Origin of the sequence: Victivallis sp. (assembly GCF_048170485.1) — a bacterium.
Taxonomy (GTDB): domain Bacteria; phylum Verrucomicrobiota; class Lentisphaeria; order Victivallales; family Victivallaceae; genus Victivallis.
In genome coordinates, this window is the sequence record NZ_DBEXAY010000114.1 from 1 (window position 1) to 16,798 (window position 16,798).

The 16,798-nt window shown below is 58.6% G+C and carries 15 protein-coding genes; 8 read left to right on the forward strand and 7 right to left on the reverse strand.

What is annotated here, in order from left to right; genetic code table 11:
• The 6 genes from ACMLHG_RS06020 to ACMLHG_RS06045 all read left to right on the forward strand — a co-directional run.
• A partial coding sequence (locus ACMLHG_RS06020) for a hypothetical protein (protein ID WP_417169906.1) occupies positions 1-235 on the forward strand: 235 nt, incomplete at its 5' end.
• A gap of 131 nt (positions 236-366) precedes the next feature.
• Complete coding sequence (locus ACMLHG_RS06025) at positions 367-1,236, forward strand: prepilin-type N-terminal cleavage/methylation domain-containing protein (RefSeq protein WP_417169907.1); 870 nt, start codon at positions 367-369, stop codon at positions 1,234-1,236.
• 11 nt (positions 1,237-1,247) lie between these two features.
• Positions 1,248-1,691 (forward strand): hypothetical protein, encoded by a 444-nt coding sequence (locus tag ACMLHG_RS06030; protein ID WP_294434175.1) that lies wholly within the window; start codon positions 1,248-1,250, stop codon positions 1,689-1,691.
• Positions 1,692-1,716: 25 nt separating this feature from the next.
• Positions 1,717-2,130: a hypothetical protein gene (locus tag ACMLHG_RS06035; protein WP_417169908.1), complete on the forward strand. Its 414-nt coding sequence runs from the start codon at positions 1,717-1,719 to the stop codon at positions 2,128-2,130.
• 529 nt (positions 2,131-2,659) lie between these two features.
• Positions 2,660-3,250 (forward strand): hypothetical protein, encoded by a 591-nt coding sequence (locus tag ACMLHG_RS06040; RefSeq protein WP_417169909.1) that lies wholly within the window; start codon positions 2,660-2,662, stop codon positions 3,248-3,250.
• Positions 3,251-3,293: 43 nt separating this feature from the next.
• Positions 3,294-4,874, forward strand: coding sequence for a flotillin family protein (locus ACMLHG_RS06045; protein WP_295811241.1), 1,581 nt, complete (start codon positions 3,294-3,296; stop codon positions 4,872-4,874).
• A gap of 81 nt (positions 4,875-4,955) precedes the next feature.
• On the opposite strand, the gene ACMLHG_RS06050 is transcribed toward ACMLHG_RS06045, so the two are convergent.
• The 4 genes from ACMLHG_RS06050 to ACMLHG_RS06065 are packed head-to-tail and all read right to left on the reverse strand — an operon-like array spanning position 4,956 to position 10,721.
• A complete protein-coding gene (locus ACMLHG_RS06050; RefSeq protein WP_417169910.1) occupies positions 4,956-7,988 on the reverse strand; it encodes a hypothetical protein in 3,033 nt (1,010 codons plus the stop codon).
• 18 nt (positions 7,989-8,006) lie between these two features.
• Positions 8,007-8,747 carry a type II secretion system protein gene (locus tag ACMLHG_RS06055; RefSeq protein ID WP_417169911.1) on the reverse strand — a complete coding sequence of 247 codons (741 nt, stop codon included), beginning with the start codon at positions 8,745-8,747 and terminating at the stop codon, positions 8,007-8,009.
• The gene (locus ACMLHG_RS06060; protein ID WP_417169912.1) at positions 8,722-9,714 is read right to left on the reverse strand and encodes an MBL fold metallo-hydrolase; all 993 of its coding nucleotides are present in this window, start codon (positions 9,712-9,714) and stop codon (positions 8,722-8,724) included. The genes ACMLHG_RS06055 and ACMLHG_RS06060 overlap by 26 nt, the downstream gene beginning before the upstream one ends.
• Before the next feature lie 17 nt (positions 9,715-9,731).
• A complete protein-coding gene (locus tag ACMLHG_RS06065) occupies positions 9,732-10,721 on the reverse strand; it encodes a LacI family DNA-binding transcriptional regulator (protein ID WP_417169913.1) in 990 nt (329 codons plus the stop codon).
• Positions 10,722-11,075: 354 nt separating this feature from the next.
• Here ACMLHG_RS06065 and ACMLHG_RS06070 point away from each other — a divergent pair, with 354 nt between their 5' ends.
• Entirely contained in the window at positions 11,076-11,996 is a 921-nt protein-coding gene (locus tag ACMLHG_RS06070) for a PTS sugar transporter subunit IIA (RefSeq protein WP_294434167.1), read from the forward strand.
• A gap of 18 nt (positions 11,997-12,014) precedes the next feature.
• A complete protein-coding gene (locus tag ACMLHG_RS06075; RefSeq protein ID WP_295811227.1) occupies positions 12,015-13,775 on the forward strand; it encodes an SLC13 family permease in 1,761 nt (586 codons plus the stop codon).
• A 25-nt stretch (positions 13,776-13,800) separates the two neighbouring features.
• Here the strand turns inward: ACMLHG_RS06075 and pepT are convergent, their stop codons facing one another.
• The 3 genes from pepT to ACMLHG_RS06090 form a co-directional block, all read right to left on the reverse strand.
• A complete protein-coding gene (pepT, locus tag ACMLHG_RS06080) occupies positions 13,801-15,042 on the reverse strand; it encodes a peptidase T (protein WP_417169914.1) in 1,242 nt (413 codons plus the stop codon).
• Positions 15,043-15,076: 34 nt separating this feature from the next.
• On the reverse strand, positions 15,077-15,532 hold the full coding sequence (locus tag ACMLHG_RS06085; RefSeq protein WP_295811221.1) for a C-GCAxxG-C-C family protein: 456 nt from the start codon (positions 15,530-15,532) through the stop codon (positions 15,077-15,079).
• Positions 15,533-15,536: 4 nt separating this feature from the next.
• Positions 15,537-16,798, reverse strand: a 1,262-nt coding sequence (locus ACMLHG_RS06090) for a hypothetical protein (protein WP_417169915.1), incomplete at its 5' end; no start/stop codon positions are given.

A 16,798-nucleotide genomic window follows, 5' to 3' on the forward strand; every position in this document is an offset into this window, starting at 1 on the left:
TTTCTTTTCGGCGATGATTGCCGCAGGCATGATGTCATTCGGCATTGGATGTGCTTCTGCGGGAGCCAATGACGATACGGCGGCGGCTGTCGCAAAGACAACTCAGGCGGTTTCGGTCGCAAAGAAGAGCTGCAAGGGCGGCGAGTGCTCGAAGAAAGCTGTGCAGGAGAAGAGCTGCAAAGGCGGTGAGTGCTCGAAGAAGGCTGCCAAATCGGTGCAGGCAGTGAAGAAATAGCCGCAATCAATCAGATTGGGTGGATATCTTGGGAAGAGAAAAAGCGGAAACGCACTCTCCCTGCCGCATGTCCGCGGCAGACCCCTCCGCGGACATGCGTTTTTCAAGGGAAATAATGTCAGAAAGGGAAAATGATGAACGGAATATCGCGATCCAGATTTACATTGATAGAACTCTTAATAGTTATTGCAATAATTGCACTCCTTGCCGGCATGCTGATGCCCGCATTGAATAAAGCACGGGAATCCGGAAAAAAAGCCAGTTGTACCGGAAATTTGAAGCAACTGGGTTCCGCGGCTGTACTCTACAGTGCGGATTATGATGACTGGATGGCCGGTTGTACCGGTGGCTGGTGCTGTGCCCGGGGAACCTGGGTAGCTAAAAACGTGAGCCAGCAACGGGTTGATTTACGTACTGCAGGACTGATTACACAGTATGCAAACAGCCTCAATGTCAAATGTTGCCCGTCAGTTGCCTCCATGGCGATTGCCCAGCTGGGGCCGCAGGAGGCGACTCCGGAAATCGCGACAGACTCGTCTGTGGGAGTTTGTCGGGGGGGCGGTTACGGCATGAACACCATGTTCGGATTCAGAAACGGAACGAGTGGAGGAAATTGTACTTCCGGTTACGCGAAAGTCAGAGCCACCGCCATTCTCAATCCCAGCAAGGCGGTTATGCTCAGTGATACCATTGAGCAGAAAACGTCGGGAGGAGAGGTTTTTCAAGTCTATCCTTATTATCTTCAACCGCGTAACGGAAGCGAAGTACCCGGTGTCGGCGGACTTTTCAGCAACGTGGCTACCCAGCACTTCCGCCACAACGGCACTGCAAACGTCACTTGGGCTGACGGACATGTTTCTCCGGAACGGATCGGTGAATTCGATGACAGCGGCTTTGCACGCAGCAATGTCGTCGGCTGGCTGGGGACGACAGATGCCTGGTATTGTTTGACCCGGTCGGATTTCGAAGCGCTGGATCTTACTCCGGGGGAATATGAATAGGTCGTTGCATCATGGAAAAGTTCAATCGCCGCTATTTGTTTTACGGAATAAGCTTTCTGGCGCTTTTCATACTGGCGTTATGGGTGTTTTACAAGCCATCCTATCTTGATGAACTGAGGCGGATGGAGAAGGTGGAACAGGGAACGGAAGAGCCGCTGGAAACGGTAAAAAAAGCACTGGAAGAGATAAGAAAACGCGACTGGGGAAAGCTCTATGCACTCATGCTGGAGTGGGATCGTAGCGATTTTGAGGAAATGTACGTGAAAGGACTTTTCTTGCGCGAAGAATTTCACCCGGCGGAGCCAACCGGTTGCGCCAGACTGATTCATTCTCACCGTCCCGACAACATTTCCGTTTTTGTATTCAGCGAACCGAGAAACGAGACTTATCAATTCAGCCTGCGCAGAGACCGGCAGGGGAAATATAAGATACGAAACATTTCTTTGACCGAATGATCAAAAAAGCGGAGACATGGCAACAATGAAACTGCTCATTCCAATTCTGATGCTTCTGATTATCACGGCAATCTGGCTGTTTCTGCCGGGCGATGCGGAGGAGCTGGTGCTCGCCGAACAAGTGGCGGTGCCGGTTACTGTGGAACAGGCGGCGTTTATGGAGAAAGTATTGAAAGCAATCGAAAAACATGATCTGGATCAACTTGTGCGCATGACTTACAGGCCGGATGAATTTACTCTTTCCACGTATAGGGAAGGAGTGTTTGCAGAAAAAAATTTCTGTCCGGCAGTAATCACCGGAGCGGTCAAGCTGAAGAAAAGCAGCCGTGACGTCACTTCGGTTCTGGTGAAGAGCGAACCGCGCGGACGGGTATACCAGTTCAGCCTGATTTCAAAGGAAGGCGTTTGGGCGATCAAATCGATTTCCGAGGAACTATGACCGGGGCGCGGCATCGGAAAGGAGGAGGGACGGCGAAGTAGAATCCTTTTCTCTCTTCCGGTTCCTGCGAAGTACGTTAAGTGATTTTTCATTATGAAAAGAGGGTGTATCGCCGGTTCCCGGGCGGATTCGGAATGCGATCTCTCTGCCATTCCCCATGAAATCGGAAAGTTATCATCCGGCATTCATGAGCGATATTCCCCTGCCGGAAAAGCATGCCGAAAATACCGGATTGGTTACGGCGTGAGGAGTCGGTGTTTCACTTGATTCAGCGAAATCCGGTTTCCGCGGCGACCGTACTGCCGTTGCGCGTCAGGAGTGCAATTCGAATGTGCCGATGGTGAAAACACGGTGTTTTTTTCCCGAAACTGAAGAGGAAAACGAAACATCCTGACTGCATGGCGGTAAAAAAACGGGATTTTTTTTCCCGCTGGGATGATTTCCCGGTTGAAATCCGTCTCATGTATGATATGCTAAACGCGGAAACGGAATTTACTTTTCAATACCAAGGAAACGGGGGGACGGGCACATGATGGAATCCGCCGGGGAATTTCTCGCCAGCAGCCAGAAGATCTACCTGTTTATCGCAGTCTTCGGATCGGTGATTTTCGCGATTCTGTTCACGTTGACCGTCATCGGGCTCCATGGCGGCGAGGCGGACCTCGGCGCGGAAGGCATTCCGGATGACTTCCAGCCGGAGGCGCACGACATCGCCGACATCCAGGGGCTGAACTTCTTCTCGCTCAAGAGCATCGTGGCGTTTCTGACCTTCTTCGGCTGGGGCGGCTTCTTTTTCGGCCATCTCGGCTGGGGCGGGCTTGCGATTGCGTTCGGCTGCGGCCTGCTGATGATGTTCCTCACTGCGCTGGTGATTTCGCTGTTGCTGAAACTGCAGCAGTCGGGCAATCTCCGCAGCGTCGACTTCCTCGGCCGGCAGGGCACGGTCTACCTCACCATCCCCGCGGGGCGCCAGCCCGGCGGAATGGTCACGGTCCTGTTGGAAAACTGCACCCGGCAGGTCAAGGCGCGCGCCGACGAGGAGATCGCCACCGGTTGTGACGTGGTGATTGAAAGCGACCTCGGCGGCGAGGTGTTTCTCGTCCGCCGCAACGAGAATTGAAATTTTCCCGTAAACCATCCAACCCCAAGGAGACTTCGGAAGAATGGGAACTGTCGTACTGGCCGCACTGGCCGCATTTGTCCTTTTGATGATCTTCATTTCGCTGGTCACCTGGTACCGCAAGTGTCCGTCTGACCGGATCATGGTCATCTTCGGTAAGACCCACGGCACCAAAGCGGCGCTCTGCATCCACGGCGGTGCGAAGTTCGTCTGGCCGGTGTTTCAGGACTACGGGTACATCTCGCTGCGGCCGCTGCAGATCGCGGTCAACCTGGACAACGCGCTCTGCAAACAGAACATCCGCATCAACGTTCCGTCGGTCTTCACCGTCGGCGTCAGCACCAGTCCGGAAATCATGGGCAACGCGGCGGAGCGCCTCTTCGGGCAGACGCCGGAAGCGATTGCCGAACTGGCCAAGGACATCATCTTCGGTCAGCTCCGCCTGGTGATCGCCTCGATGATGATCGAAGAGATCAACGCCGACCGCGAAACCTTCCTGCGCGCCGTCGAAGCGAACGTGGCCGAAGAGCTCAAGAAGCTCGGTCTGGAACTGCTCAACGTCAACATCACCGACATCACCGATGAATCCGGCTACATCAAGGCGATCGGGCAGCGCGCTGCCGCCGGGGCGATCAACAAGGCGAAGATCGACGTGGCCGAAGAGACCCGCAAGGGGAGCATCGGTGCGGCCGAGGCGCACAAACTCGAACGCATTGCCGTTTCGAAAGCGGAGGCGGAGGCGGCCGCGGGCGAAGCCGACGCCGAACGGGAACGGCGCATTGCCGTGAAACAGGCCGAAGCCGCCGCCGCCGTCGGCGAAGCCGGAGCCGAACGCGACCAGCGCATCGCGGTGAAACAGGCCGAAGCGGAAGCGGCCGCGGGCGAAGCCGGAGCCGAACGCGATCGCCGTATCGCGGTCAAGCAGGCGGACTCCGCCGCGACACAGGGGGAAAACATTTCGGCAATTGAGATTGCCCAGTCGAATGCGACCCGGGCGGAACAGGAGGCCGAGGCCTACCGCCGCGCGGAAGCGGCGCGTCAGATTGCCGCCGCCCAGATTGAGAAGGCGAAGTATGAAGCGGAAGCCGATGCGCAGATCTCCCGCGCCCGGTTGGAGGAGGAGCGCCAGAAGGCGGAGGTGATCGTTCCGGCGGAGATCAGCAAGGAGCAGATCGAAATCGCCGCGGACGCCGAAGCGGAGAAGACCCGCCGCGAGGCAAAGGGTGTGGCCGACGCGATCTACGCCAAACTGGAAGCCGAAGCGCGCGGCAACTATGAAATTCTGAAGGCGAAGGGCGAAGGTTACAAGCAGATCATCGCCGCCTGCGACAACGACGCCAACGCCGCCTCGAAGATGCTGTTGATCGAAAAACTGCAGGACATCGTTGCGCTGCAGGCCGAAGCGATCAAGGGGATCAAGATCGACAAGGTCACGGTCTGGGATGGCGGCAGCAAGAGTGCGGACGGCAAGACCACGACGGCGAACTTTCTCTCCGGCATGATACAGAGTCTGCCGCCGCTGCACGACGTGGCGGGAATGGCGGGGCTGGACCTGCCGGACTACCTCGGCAAGGTGAAGAGTGACCGTCAGGACGCCGCCGCGCCGGAGCCGCCGAAAGCGTAAGGAATCCGGCACATCAACACCCGGCGGGAGCAACTCCTGCCGGGTGTTTCATCTCCCGGCAGAAGCATAAAGGGAGGCGAGTTACTGTTTATGAACCGGGAATGCCTGGGCGGCATCCCAGAAGTCTGTCGATAGACAGGTCAGGCTCTCCCTGCCTTCTCCGTCGTTGTCGGCAACCTGAATGTTGAACAGAAAGCCGGTTTTGGCACACTGCGGAGAGAGGGCGATGCTCTTCCTTGGAATTTCCAGCGAATAGTGAGAAACTTTTCGTTTGTCGTCCCGGCTGAATTCGATTTTCATTGCCTGCTCAATTTCTTTTCGGCGGCTGGCGAATGCGGGCGGCAACTGTCGGCAGTGGACTTGCGGTCGATTTTTTTCCGCTTTTGCCATGCCAAGTTCCCAGTAGCCGTTCTGTTCCGGCAGCTTCAGAAAGAGGTGCACATAATCGCCGTCCGGCTGTTTTGCCGCATCGGTGAAGGGTTGAAAATGAACATCATCCCGGACTTCCACTTTCAAGCATAGAGTATCACCCCGGTAAGCCCCCCACACCTTGAAGCTGAGATCCTCCGGACCGCGCCACACCAGGTGCGCGCTGGTCGGTTCCGAGGGGACCAGAATCTTCACCGCATCTGCCCCGTCGGCAGTGAAATTCGGCCTGCTGCTGAATCCGAAAGAGGGAAAGGCCGAAGAGCAGCTGATCGGATAATGAAGTTTCTGTTTCAATCCGATTGTTTCGATTTGCAGCTCCGCCTGAAGGGGAACACCTGGTTTCGTGGCGAATTCATTCTTCGAACACAGCGGGAAGCGGATCTCCCGGGCTGCATTGCCTGCCAGAGTTACGGAAACCGTCTCCGTTTCGCACCTGATCCCCTCTGGCAATTCCAGTTTCAGATTGAACCGGCGGGACGCGGAGAAAGGATTGCGCAGCATGCCGCGAAACTCCTGCTTCCGGCCGGGGTATATGGTCCAGCTGAAATCGTTGCGGAAAAGCTCTCCTGCCGCTTCCGGCGGCTTCTTCATGCCGGGAAAACGGTAGACTGCGGGATGTTCGCCGGCTTCCGCCAGAACCACTCCTTCCCTGACCGGAACGTTGCTGACGTTGCCGAAGAGGTCGATCCGTTCGGCTTTGCCTGAGATCCCCTTGAAGAGAAATGTCGGATTTTTTGAGTTGCGTTCCTCCTTCCAGAGCGGCAGCAGAATGGCGCCGTCACGCCCTTTGAAAAAGTAACCAAGAGCTTTTCCATTCAGCGGGACCTCACTCAGAAAGCGCCCGTCCCGGAATGTTCCGGAGAGCATATTGTAGGTGACATAAACCGCTTTAGGCTGAAAATCGTGTGTCAACATGCCGTAATTGTGTTCGCTGTTGCGCAGATCGTTCCCCTTGTTGCGCAGATTGTACCAGTTGTAGCCGACGGCACCGTGCGCCCAGGCGAAAATCAGTTTTTTGAACAACGTTTCCGCCTGCGGCAGTTCTCCAATGTTGACGGCGCTCACCGCCGTTTCCGTCGCGTAAAAGGGGGTGACGTTGCCGTATTGCCGCTGAAGCTGCTGAAATCCGAGAACTCCGTTGGCGAACCCCCAGAACATTCCGTGGCCGTGGTAGCTGAAAATGTCGTAATAGCCCTTGCCGTCCCGGATCGTTTTGATCATCACATCCGGATCACTGGTGATCCGTCCCCGTCCGGGCAGCCGGGTGAATCCGGCGGTCATCACCTTCACCTCCGGCGCCGCCTGCCGGATCGCCTGAAATGCGTTTTTCAGAAGTTCGACGTAATCGTCACCGGAGAACCGGGCGAAAATCAACAGATCGGACTCGTTCCAGATCTCGATGTAATGAAATTTATTGCGGTAGCGTTCCACGAATTTCGCGGCAAACTCCCGTACGGCGTCGCCCCGCGGACAGCCCCAGCCGCCCTGAAAGCCGGGTTCCAGCAGCGGCTTGTTCCGATCCACCGCCCAGGACGGCACGAAACTGAAGATCGGTTGAAGTTCGATTCCCTGTTCGGAGTAGTCGGCGGCGATCCGGTCGAAGCTTCGGAAGACCAGCCGGTCCGGGCGCGGCTGCATGGTCTGCCAGCCGATGTCGCAACGGAAGGTCTTGACGCCGCAGAGCGCGGCCGCCAGAGCCATTTTCTTCTGCTCGTCCAGCGGATACCGTTCCGGGTGATCGCAGACGCCGAAGCGGAATCCCCGGGGAAATCCGGCGGTCGGACCGGCCGGAACCAGCCTGGCGAACTGCACGGTCCGACGGATGTCGCGGCCGTTTTCCCCCGTCGGCTTGACCGTCACATCGACGTAGCAGACGCCGAACCGTTCCGGAACGGGAAGCGGGTGGGCCGTGCTCTGCCCCGGCGGAAGAGAGAGTGTCAGCGTTCCATTCCCGGTGATATTTCCCATTGCATCACGGAGCGTGAAATCGGCTTCGGCGGAAAAGGGCGTTCCCTGCCGGTTGAGGAACCGGAGAATCGGCGTTGCAGCGGAATCCGGCGTCAGAAGAGGAAGCGGATTGCCGGTTTCCACCGAAAGTTCCAGCGGCTCTTCCGTCGCGGCCGCACGGTCGGACTCCATGGAAACTGCGGCGATTCCGACCTTGCCTTCCCCTCTGGCCCCCTTGAGAAAATCCCCGGCAAAGCCGTGCAGAACCGCCGGGAAATTGATTTTTCCGTTTCCTTTGTTTCCGGCGCCCCAGGTCTTGATGCCCGGTTCCGCGGAAACGTCGAAGACGAGTGTCTGAATTCCCGGCTTCTTCCCGGTCAGGACGCAGGGAAACTGAAAGATCTCATTGTCCTTGTCACGCAGCCGCAGCGAAAACCGCGACAGCTGTGCCGATTCCGGCAGGTCGACGCTCACCCGGAACCGGGCCCGTTTGAATTCCGGCAGCGGAAATCGTTTATGAAAAAAGAATTCGAAATGGGTTCCCCGTTCCGGATTGTAGCGGAGCTGGAGCATGGTTCGTCCATCCCGGGGGAGGTAGTCATATTCCTGACCGTTTCTGTCTGCCTGGAACAGGGTGAGGTCGGGCTGTTCGCGTTCACAGTCCAATATCGTGATTTCCCGGCAGAACGCACTCCACGGGAAGCTGGACAGGGCCAGCAGCAGCAAAAGAAATTTCATCCCTTGTCCCTCCTGAAATCACGGCATGTAAATTGCGTTTTCCGAAAATTTGTAGGGGGATTGTATCAGGTCTCCTTTGGAGAGCGTGGCGGCGTGCCCGTCGCTGAATACCGCGGTTGCCCTGCCGGAGTGAATCAAGGCGACGCCAGCATTGCCGTTCAACCCGCCGGGATTCCAGATGTACCACGGGCCGGCCGTACCGAGGCTGCCCGCGTTGTTTCCGAAGGTGTCCGCGAAGAGGATGGTCCGGCTCGGCTTCTTCATTTTCTTCAGAGAGTGGGCGACCGTGCCGTTGGGGGAGACGATGCAGTAATCTCCCAGTTCATCCTGATAGTTCTCCCTGCCGTATTCCCGATGCATTCCGTAGACCAGATAGTTGAGCACCTCCGATTTCTTGCTTTTCTCCACTTCGGGGGAAACGCCGGCGAACGCGGTCGGACAGCGCAGGAAACGGATCGGAATGTAGTTCTGATCCGGCTTGCTCTCATCCGGCCAGCCGTTGCTGTATTTCCCCAGAGTCAGAACCGAACTGAAGGTGACCTGGGCGGCGCCCCCCCATTTCATCCAGATGATATTGTACTGGTTGAAATCCTCCGCATAAAGGGCCTGGGCGTGCCAGCAGCTCTTCAGATTGTTGAGGCAGGTGGTCTGGCGCGCCTTTTCTCTCGCTTTATTCAACGCGGGCAGCAGCATGGACGCCAGAATCGCAATAATTGCTATTACTACGAGAAGTTCAATAAGTGTAAACCGCTTTTTCATTTCTTTCCCTCCTGTTGGCTGAAACGGTTGAAATCAATTCGGCGGATTCGCCCCATGTCAAAGCCATGCAATCCCCGGCTTCACCCGGAATGCGGAAATTTTCATAAAGATCCTCATAGGTCTGGGTGGCGCGCCCCGCTTTCCCGACCGGCAGCCGGTGGCCGAACTCCCATTCGTGGATCGGCAGAAAACGGCAGTGAAACCTGCGGTACGCCTCCAGCACCGGATCCGGTCCGCTTTGATAGAAGGGGCTGGTGGCCATCAGATCGATCCGTATTTTTTCCGCTTCAATCCGCTCGTAGATCGGCGCAAGATCCTCCCAGTGGTAGATGTCGCCGCGCACCAGCAGTGTGACTCCGGGCTGAAACGTGACCGCATACGCACTGTTCGGCACATCTTCCCGGCCCGCCATGTGCTGAACGCCGCGGTAGCAGCGGACCTCCGGTTCGTGCAGCTCTTCCGCCGGAGTTGCCCCCTCCAGCAGCCACTGACGTACCGCATCCCCGGGCGCGACAACCGGTTTCCCGCGGAGCAGAAGCGCATCCGCCACCGCCAGCCCGAGGTGATCGAGGTGGCCGTGCGTGTAGAACATCCGGTCAACCAACTCGGCGAACTCCTCCACCAGCCCCGGGGAGAGCCGCAGCCGGGTGCGCCGTTCGCCTGCCGGGGTGCAACCCTCGTTCAGATCGAAACCGGTTACCCGTCCGGATTCCTCCTTGACCAGAACGGCCGAGCTGTACAGCTTCCACAGCCGGACGCCGGGGCCGTGCCAGGTGCGGATTTCCGCAATCACCCGGCGGCATACCTCATGGTAGAAGCGGTTCAGTGCCGGGTCGTTCTCCAGCTCCGGGCAGCTGAACAGATCGTCCAGCCGTTTCAGAAGCGGCAGCCGGGCATGCCAGTTTTCCGGAGAGGGCGGCAGTTGATCCAGTCGCTTCCGCGCCTCTTCCAATTCCTGCAGATTCATCTTTTTCGATTCCTTTCTCAAATGCGCGGAGCACCGATGCTCTCGCGGCAGAACAGTTGCGGCGGCAGAACTTCGACGCTTCGGGGCTGTTCCGGACATGCCAGGCGTTCCAGTACCCGGTCCACCAGCTTGCGGGCCAGAAGCTCCCGGCTCCCGTATCCGACCGAAGTGATCGTCGGCACCAGCCGTTCACACAAGTCGACGTTATCATGCCCGATCAAACTCAGATCTTCCGGAACTCGCAGTCCGCATTCGTGAAGTCGCCGCAGAATCGTGATCGCGATGGTGTCGTTGTGACAGAGGAGCGCGGTCGGCCGTTCGGCGCGGGGCGCGCGGCACAGCGGTTCAAAGATTTGCCGGTTTTCAACCAGACGGTAAATATCCGAACGCCGGATTGTGAACTCCTCCGGCAGTTCCATCTCGTATTCATGCGCCAGAATTGGCAGCAGCCGGGAGCGTTCGTCGCTTTCGTCATAGCCATACCAGCCGAGCCGGAGGTGCCCCAGCTCACGGAGGCACTCCAGCGTCAGGCGCAACCCCGCTTCCGCATCCTGCAGGACCGCGTCGAACCGCGGATCCGGATGAAAGAGGCTGACCACCGGCAGATCGAGATGGTCCGGCAGCCACTGCGGCTCCAGCGTGATGATCGCATCGAGGTTGTTGTCCAGCAGCAGCCGCGTGGCGGACCGCTGTTCCATGTCGTTGTTGAAGAAGGCGAAGAGCGGCCGGTAGCCACGGCGGACGATCTCGGCGTGCAGCGCCGTCACCAGCTCCGCCCGATAGAAGTTGTTGGAGTAGGCCAGCGCCACGCCGATCGTGTTCGAGCGCCGCCGGCGCAGGTCCGAGGCCGCCCGGTTCAGCCGGAACCCGGTCGCCGCCGCCTCCTGCCGGATTCGCTCCGCCAGCTCCGGGCGAACCCGCCCCTTGTCCCGGTTGTTCAGCACCAGCGAAACCGTGGACTGCGACAGATTCAGCCGCTTCGCCAGTTCCGTCATCGTCATCGCCATAATCGAAAAATATCCTTCCGCTGTTCTTCCGGTCACGCAAACCATTTCGGAAAACTGTTGAATCATACGTATGACGTTATTAAATATACCCATTTTTTTCGTGTTGTCAAGAGAAAAATGGAATTTCTTGTGAAAAACATCCGTTCTGCCGGAAGCGCCTGCCGGGTAGGCGGATTCCTCTTGGCGGGAGGGGCGGAGCACGGGCGGCCGCCGGAACTTCCGCATCCGCGGCGGACCGGAATTTCTCCCCCGGCGCGGCATGGGGATTTGTAATCCAGAAAATCCGGGCATATATTACCCCTGTCCGAAGCAGTCAACACTCTGAAGCGCCAGACGGCCGGGAGGAATTTGCTCATGACCGAGACCCTGCGACATTTCCACGATTTCCTGTCTGCGAACAACATTCTCTGCAACGTGAAAAGTCCCAATCGTGACGAACTGCTCCGATTGCTGCTCGCCATGCTCAAACGACACCATCCGGAGCTGGATCTTGAACTTGCCGCGCGTGAAGTCAAGGAACGGGAGGAACTTTTCCCCACCGTCATCGCTCCCGGTCTGGCCGTGCCCCACGCCCGCATCCCCGATCTCGCCGTACCGCTGGTGGCGATGGCGTGCCTCCCCGACGGGATCGATTTCGCGTCGGAAATGGGGCCGGTCAAGGTCGTCATCCTGCTGCTGACCCCGGTCGATGAACCCAATCTGCATATGCAGCTGCTCGCCGCGCTCGCCGGCGACTTCGGCAGCGAGGGGATGGTTGACCACGTCGCCGCGCTGAAGACCCCCGCCGAGGTGATCAGCTGCTTCTCCGGCAGTGAACACACGATGCCGACCTACCTCAAAGCCGCCGACGTCATGCGCGGCAATGTAGTGACGCTCTACGAAAACGATACCCTCCAGACGGCGATCCGCACCTTCGCCACCAGCGGCATCGACGAGGTGGTGGTCATCGACCACACCGGCGATCTGCGCGGCGTGGTCTCCCTCACGGATCTGCTCAAATTCAGCCTGCCGGAACACCTGCTCTGGATGGAGGACCTGACGCCGATCTATCGTTTCCAGCCCTTCGCGGACATGCTCAAGAGCGCGGACGACACCCGGGTCGCCGACATCATGCGCGAGGAGTTTGTCACCGTCGACCGCGAGGTTCCGGCGGTTCAGCTGGCGAAGCTCTTTCTGGTTCACCAGATCCGCAAGCTGATCATCACCGGGCCGGGCGGAAAACTCGCCGGCGTGGTCGAACTCAAGGAATTCTGCGCAAAACTTTTCTGGGAATAATTCGGGAGGACCTCCGCCATGCATGAAGAATCTGCTTCCGCTCCGCTCTCTCCCCGGGCCATGCTCATCCGCTTCGCCATCCTGCTCGGCGCCGCCCTGCTGGTCGGCATCGGCGGCGCCGCCACGGTGCTGGAATCCCATCAGGCGACCGCCTGCGCCGTCTTCGTCGCCATCATCTTCGGGACGCTCTTCTTCTGGGGGTTCCGGCTTGCAATCGCCTTCCTTGGACTGGCGGTGCTGATCTTCACCAATTCGCTGAACATTCCACAGTTCGTCTCCTCCTCCTCGCTGGAGGTGATCCTCTTTCTGGTCGGCATGATGGTGATCGTCGGCGCCCTGCGGGATCTCGGCTTTTTCACCTGGATCGTGCAGCTGATCGTCTCCATGCCCCGCCTGACCGGCTGGAAGTTCACCGCCGTCACCGCCGTCGCCTCGGCATTGCTCGCCTGCGCGGTCGATGAGGTCACGTCGATCATCTTTGTCTCGACGCTGATCTTTCAGGTGTGCGACCGGCTGAAACTCAATCCCACCCCCTACATCCTCATCGCGGTGCTCGCCACCAACGTCGGCAGCGCCGGAACCATGATGGGCAACCCGGTCGGCATCTACATCGGCAACAAGGGCGGACTCACCTTCGGCGACTTCATGATCTGGTCGTTCCCGCTGATGCTGGCGGTGCTGTTCGCCACGGTTGCGCTGATGCTCTTCTGTTTCCGCCGCCAGCTGCGGGAGTTCGATGTGCGGCTGAAGAACCGGCTCGATCAGGGGTTGTCGCTCGCTCCGGTGGTCGACGTCCCCTACAAGCCGGGACTGGTGCTGATTACGCTGACCATCCTCGCCATCGCTTCGCACCACCCGCTGGAGAGCTTTTTCGGGCTGGCCAAGAACAGTGTCCTGCTGATCACGCCGCTGATCTGCGCCGGTGTGGTGATGATTCTCCGCCAGAACCGCGCACGCTACTACATCGAACAGGAGGTGGACTGGTGGACCCTCCTCTTCTTCATGCTGTTGTTCGCCGTCGCCGGAACTCTGGAATACACCCATGTCGACCGGGTGATGGCGAAATATTTCTCCGGCGTCTGCGGCACGGAAATCACCGCGCTGGTCCCCTTCATCTTCACGGTGTCGGCGGTCGGTTCGGCGTTCATCGACAACGTGATTTTCGTCGCCGCCTTCTGTCCGGTGATCGAACAGCTCTCCTCCAGCGTCAAGGATCTTCCGCTCTGGTGGGCGCTGCTGCTCGGCGCCTGTTTCGGCGGCAACATCACGATGATCGGCAGTACCGCGAACATCGTCGCGCTCGGCATGCTTGAGAAGCGCTCCGGGGTCAACATCACCTTCTTCTACTGGCTGAAAATCGGATTGCTTTCCACCGTCGTCGCCGGTGTGATCGGTATCGCCGGATTGCTGCTGCTCGAACCGTTGATGCCGGACCGCTGCGCCACGGTGAAATTCGAGATGCTCCATCGGGATTCCGGGCGCCGTTTCGACGGGAAAAACGCGATGCTCTCCGCCCGGATCGCTCCGGCGGGCGAGGGGGCGGAGCGGGTGGTCTTCCCGAACCTCCAGCCGGGCGAATATCTGCAGGTGCAACTGGTGTCTCCGGGCGGGGTGGAGGCGTCGATTCCGGCGGCGCTGCCTCCGGCGATAAAATCCCGCTTCGACGAGATCACCGCCGCCGGAGAATGCCGCTTCATCGGCAAACTCTATTCCGCCGGTTCCGGGGATTACCCCTGCGTGATGGAGGTGGAACAGGTGGAGATTCCCGGCCGGCAGTGAGGGGGGGAAGCTCCGTTGCTCCGCCTCAGCCGTGCATCGGCCGGGGCGGTTCCCGGAGAAAACCCCGGACGATTCCGAGGATCACCTCAACCGACCTCTCCATCTCCTCCAGCGAGGCGAATTCGCTCTCCCCGTGAAAATTGTATCCACCGGTGCCGAGGTTGGGGCAGGGCAGGCCGCGGAACGAGAGCAGGGCGCCGTCGGTGCCGCCGCGAATCGGCGGTTCCGACGGCACAAGACCCGCCTCGCGGACCGCCCGGCGCGCAATTTCCAGCAGTTGCGGATGGCGGGCGATCACCTCCTCCATATTGCGGTACTGATCGCGGCAGGTTACCGTGACGGTTCCTTCGCCGTATTGCCGGTTCAGTTGTGCGGCGATCTCCCGGAGTTTCTCCTTGCGTGCGGCGAACTTCTCCGCGTCGTGGTCGCGCAGCAGGTAGGTCAGCTGTGCCTCCCCGACGGTGCCGGAGGTGCGGGCCAGGTGGAAGAACCCCTCCAATCCGTCAGTCGCTTCCGGCGTTTCCGCCGCAGGCAGCATGGCGTCGAATGCGAATGCGACCTTCTGGGCGTTGACCATGATCCCTTTCGCCGAACCGGGGTGAACATTGACGCCGCGGATCTTCACCTCCGCCTCCGCCGCGTTGAAGTTCCGGTACTCGATCTCGCCTGCGGCGCCTCCGTCGAGCGTGTAGGCATAGGCGGCCCCGAAGGCGGCGACGTCGAAACAGAGGGTGCCTTCACCGATCTCTTCGTCGGGGGTGAAGCCGATACAGAGGGTGCCGTGCGGCAGATTCCGGGTGAGAATCTGTTCCGCCGCGGTCATGATTTCCGCGATTCCCGCCTTGTCGTCGGCGCCGAGCAGCGTGGTGCCGTCGGTGGTGATCAGCGTGTGGCCGGTCAGCCGGTTGAGAAACGGGAAACGGGCCGGATCGAGCGTTTTCCCGCTCTTGCCCAGCGGAATTGTTCCCCCGGTGTACTTGACGATCTGCGGATGGATCTCCCGGCCGCTTGCGGCGTCGGAGGTGTCCAGATGGGCGATCAAGCCGAGGGGAGGAATCTGTTCCAGCCCCGGCGTGGCCGGCAGGCAAGCGGTGACGCAGGCGTGTTCGGAAACGCGGACTTTTTCTGCGCCGATGGCCTCGAGTTCCTCGGCCAGATGGCGGGCCAGCTCGAACTGACCGGGCGTTGAAGGGTGAGTTCCGGTGGAGTCATTCGACTGGGTGTCGAATCCGATGTAGTCCAGAAAACGGTCCAGAACGGTGCGCATTGGTGAGCTCCTTTCATCGCCGGCGGGGGTGGCGTCAGCTGTTGTTTTTTTCGAACCGGTCGAGGATTCCGGCTGCGAGTGCGACTATTTCGGCGCAGGGGCGCTTGCGGTAATACTCCCCGGTACGGGCCTCTGAAACCGGTTCATCGCTTTGGCCGGGGGCTAGCCCCAAGAGTTCCCGGCAGAGGATAGCGCCGGTTTCCCGCCGGAACTCTTCCACGAGGGCGCGGATGCGTTTGTAATGCGCATCCTTGACCGCCTTGTCGGTGAGGTCGGAGTAGCCGTGCATCAGATTTTCCGCCAGGATCATGCCGGAAAGCGCTCCGCACATCTCGCGCAACCGGGAAACCCCGCCGCCGAACCCGGAGGCGAGGCGCAGTGCTGTTTCGCGGTCCAGGCCGCACTCCTCGTGGAATGCGCCGAGCACCGCCTGGGCGCAGTTGGCGCCGCTCAGAAACAGCCGGCGCGCCTGTTCCGCTTTCCCTTCCATGAAATCAGGCGGCGTTTTCCCGCTGCAGCCATTCTTTGCCGAAGGAGATGGTCAGCATGAGAGCGTTGAAGACGACCCAGAGTCCGAAGAGGATCGCCCCCAGTTTTGGAAGGGAGATCAACCGGTCCGTTGTCTGGATGGTCTGGCCGACCGGCACGTAAAAGTTCAGACCGGAAAGATATTCTTCGGTCAGCATCTGTTTGAACTCGCGAACTTTTTTCCCGAGATCAGCCATATTGGCCAGTGTCGCATTGAAGAGAGAGGTGAACTGCTCTTTGGTTGCTGTTGTTGTCTGAGCTTTCCCATTCATATTGTTGAGCAACTGTTTGTAGTACTGCAACCGGGACTCCGTCGCCGCCATTTCTTCGCCCAGTTCCAGAGAGAGATTCGCCAATTGACGTCGCATGGCGTTTCCGGTATCCCGGCGAACCAGTTCGGTAATTTGATTGAAAAGATTGGCATCAAAGTTGATCTGAACGGCATTATCCTTATTGTTCTTGTCGTCAGCAAGAAGATTCGGACTCTTGTCCTGAAGGATGGAAAGTGCCTGGTTGAGGTTCTGATATTTCAATTTTGCATAGCTCTGGTCGTTCTCCAGCTGCTGAATCTGACTCTGGAGAAAAAGGTGATCCAGATTGTTCTGCAACTCTTTGCTGCTGAACACCATGCTCTGCAGAATATTCAGCTGATAGGTCTTGACATTCTGAAGCATTTTGATGAGATCCGGAAGATACTCTCCGGTCGGCAATGCGAGATTGCGCTCCTGCAGCAGGGGAATCAGTTTGTCGCACAGTTCCAGCATCTGTTCGTTGTAAACGGCAGCCCGGTCGATGGCGAGCAGACGACTGTTCTGGAGCTCGTTGCGCAACCTTTTTTCCATATTACTGTCAAGATCAACCTGGGGAAGTTTTTCCCCCTCCTGCTGGCGATAAATTTCCATCCAGGTCTGGGGAATCTCATTGAGAATTTTTGAAGCGGTTTCCGGCGGAATTAGGTAATTTTTTCCCATGGAGATCCGGAACATGCCCAGATCGAGGGAGGCCAGCTGCCGCCGGTAATCGGCTTCCAGCCGTTCAATATCCACGACGGAAAGATTGCGTTTGCTCAGCTTCTGCGCAAACGCCGAGTCGAGAAAGGCGCGCTTGGGAGAGTAGTCCGAAACGCTGAACATCTCCTGAAACTCATCGAACGGCAGAACATTTTCCAGATTGTTCTTCCGGTAGACCTGTTTCAACACAACTGGACTGATGATGTCGAGTTTATTGA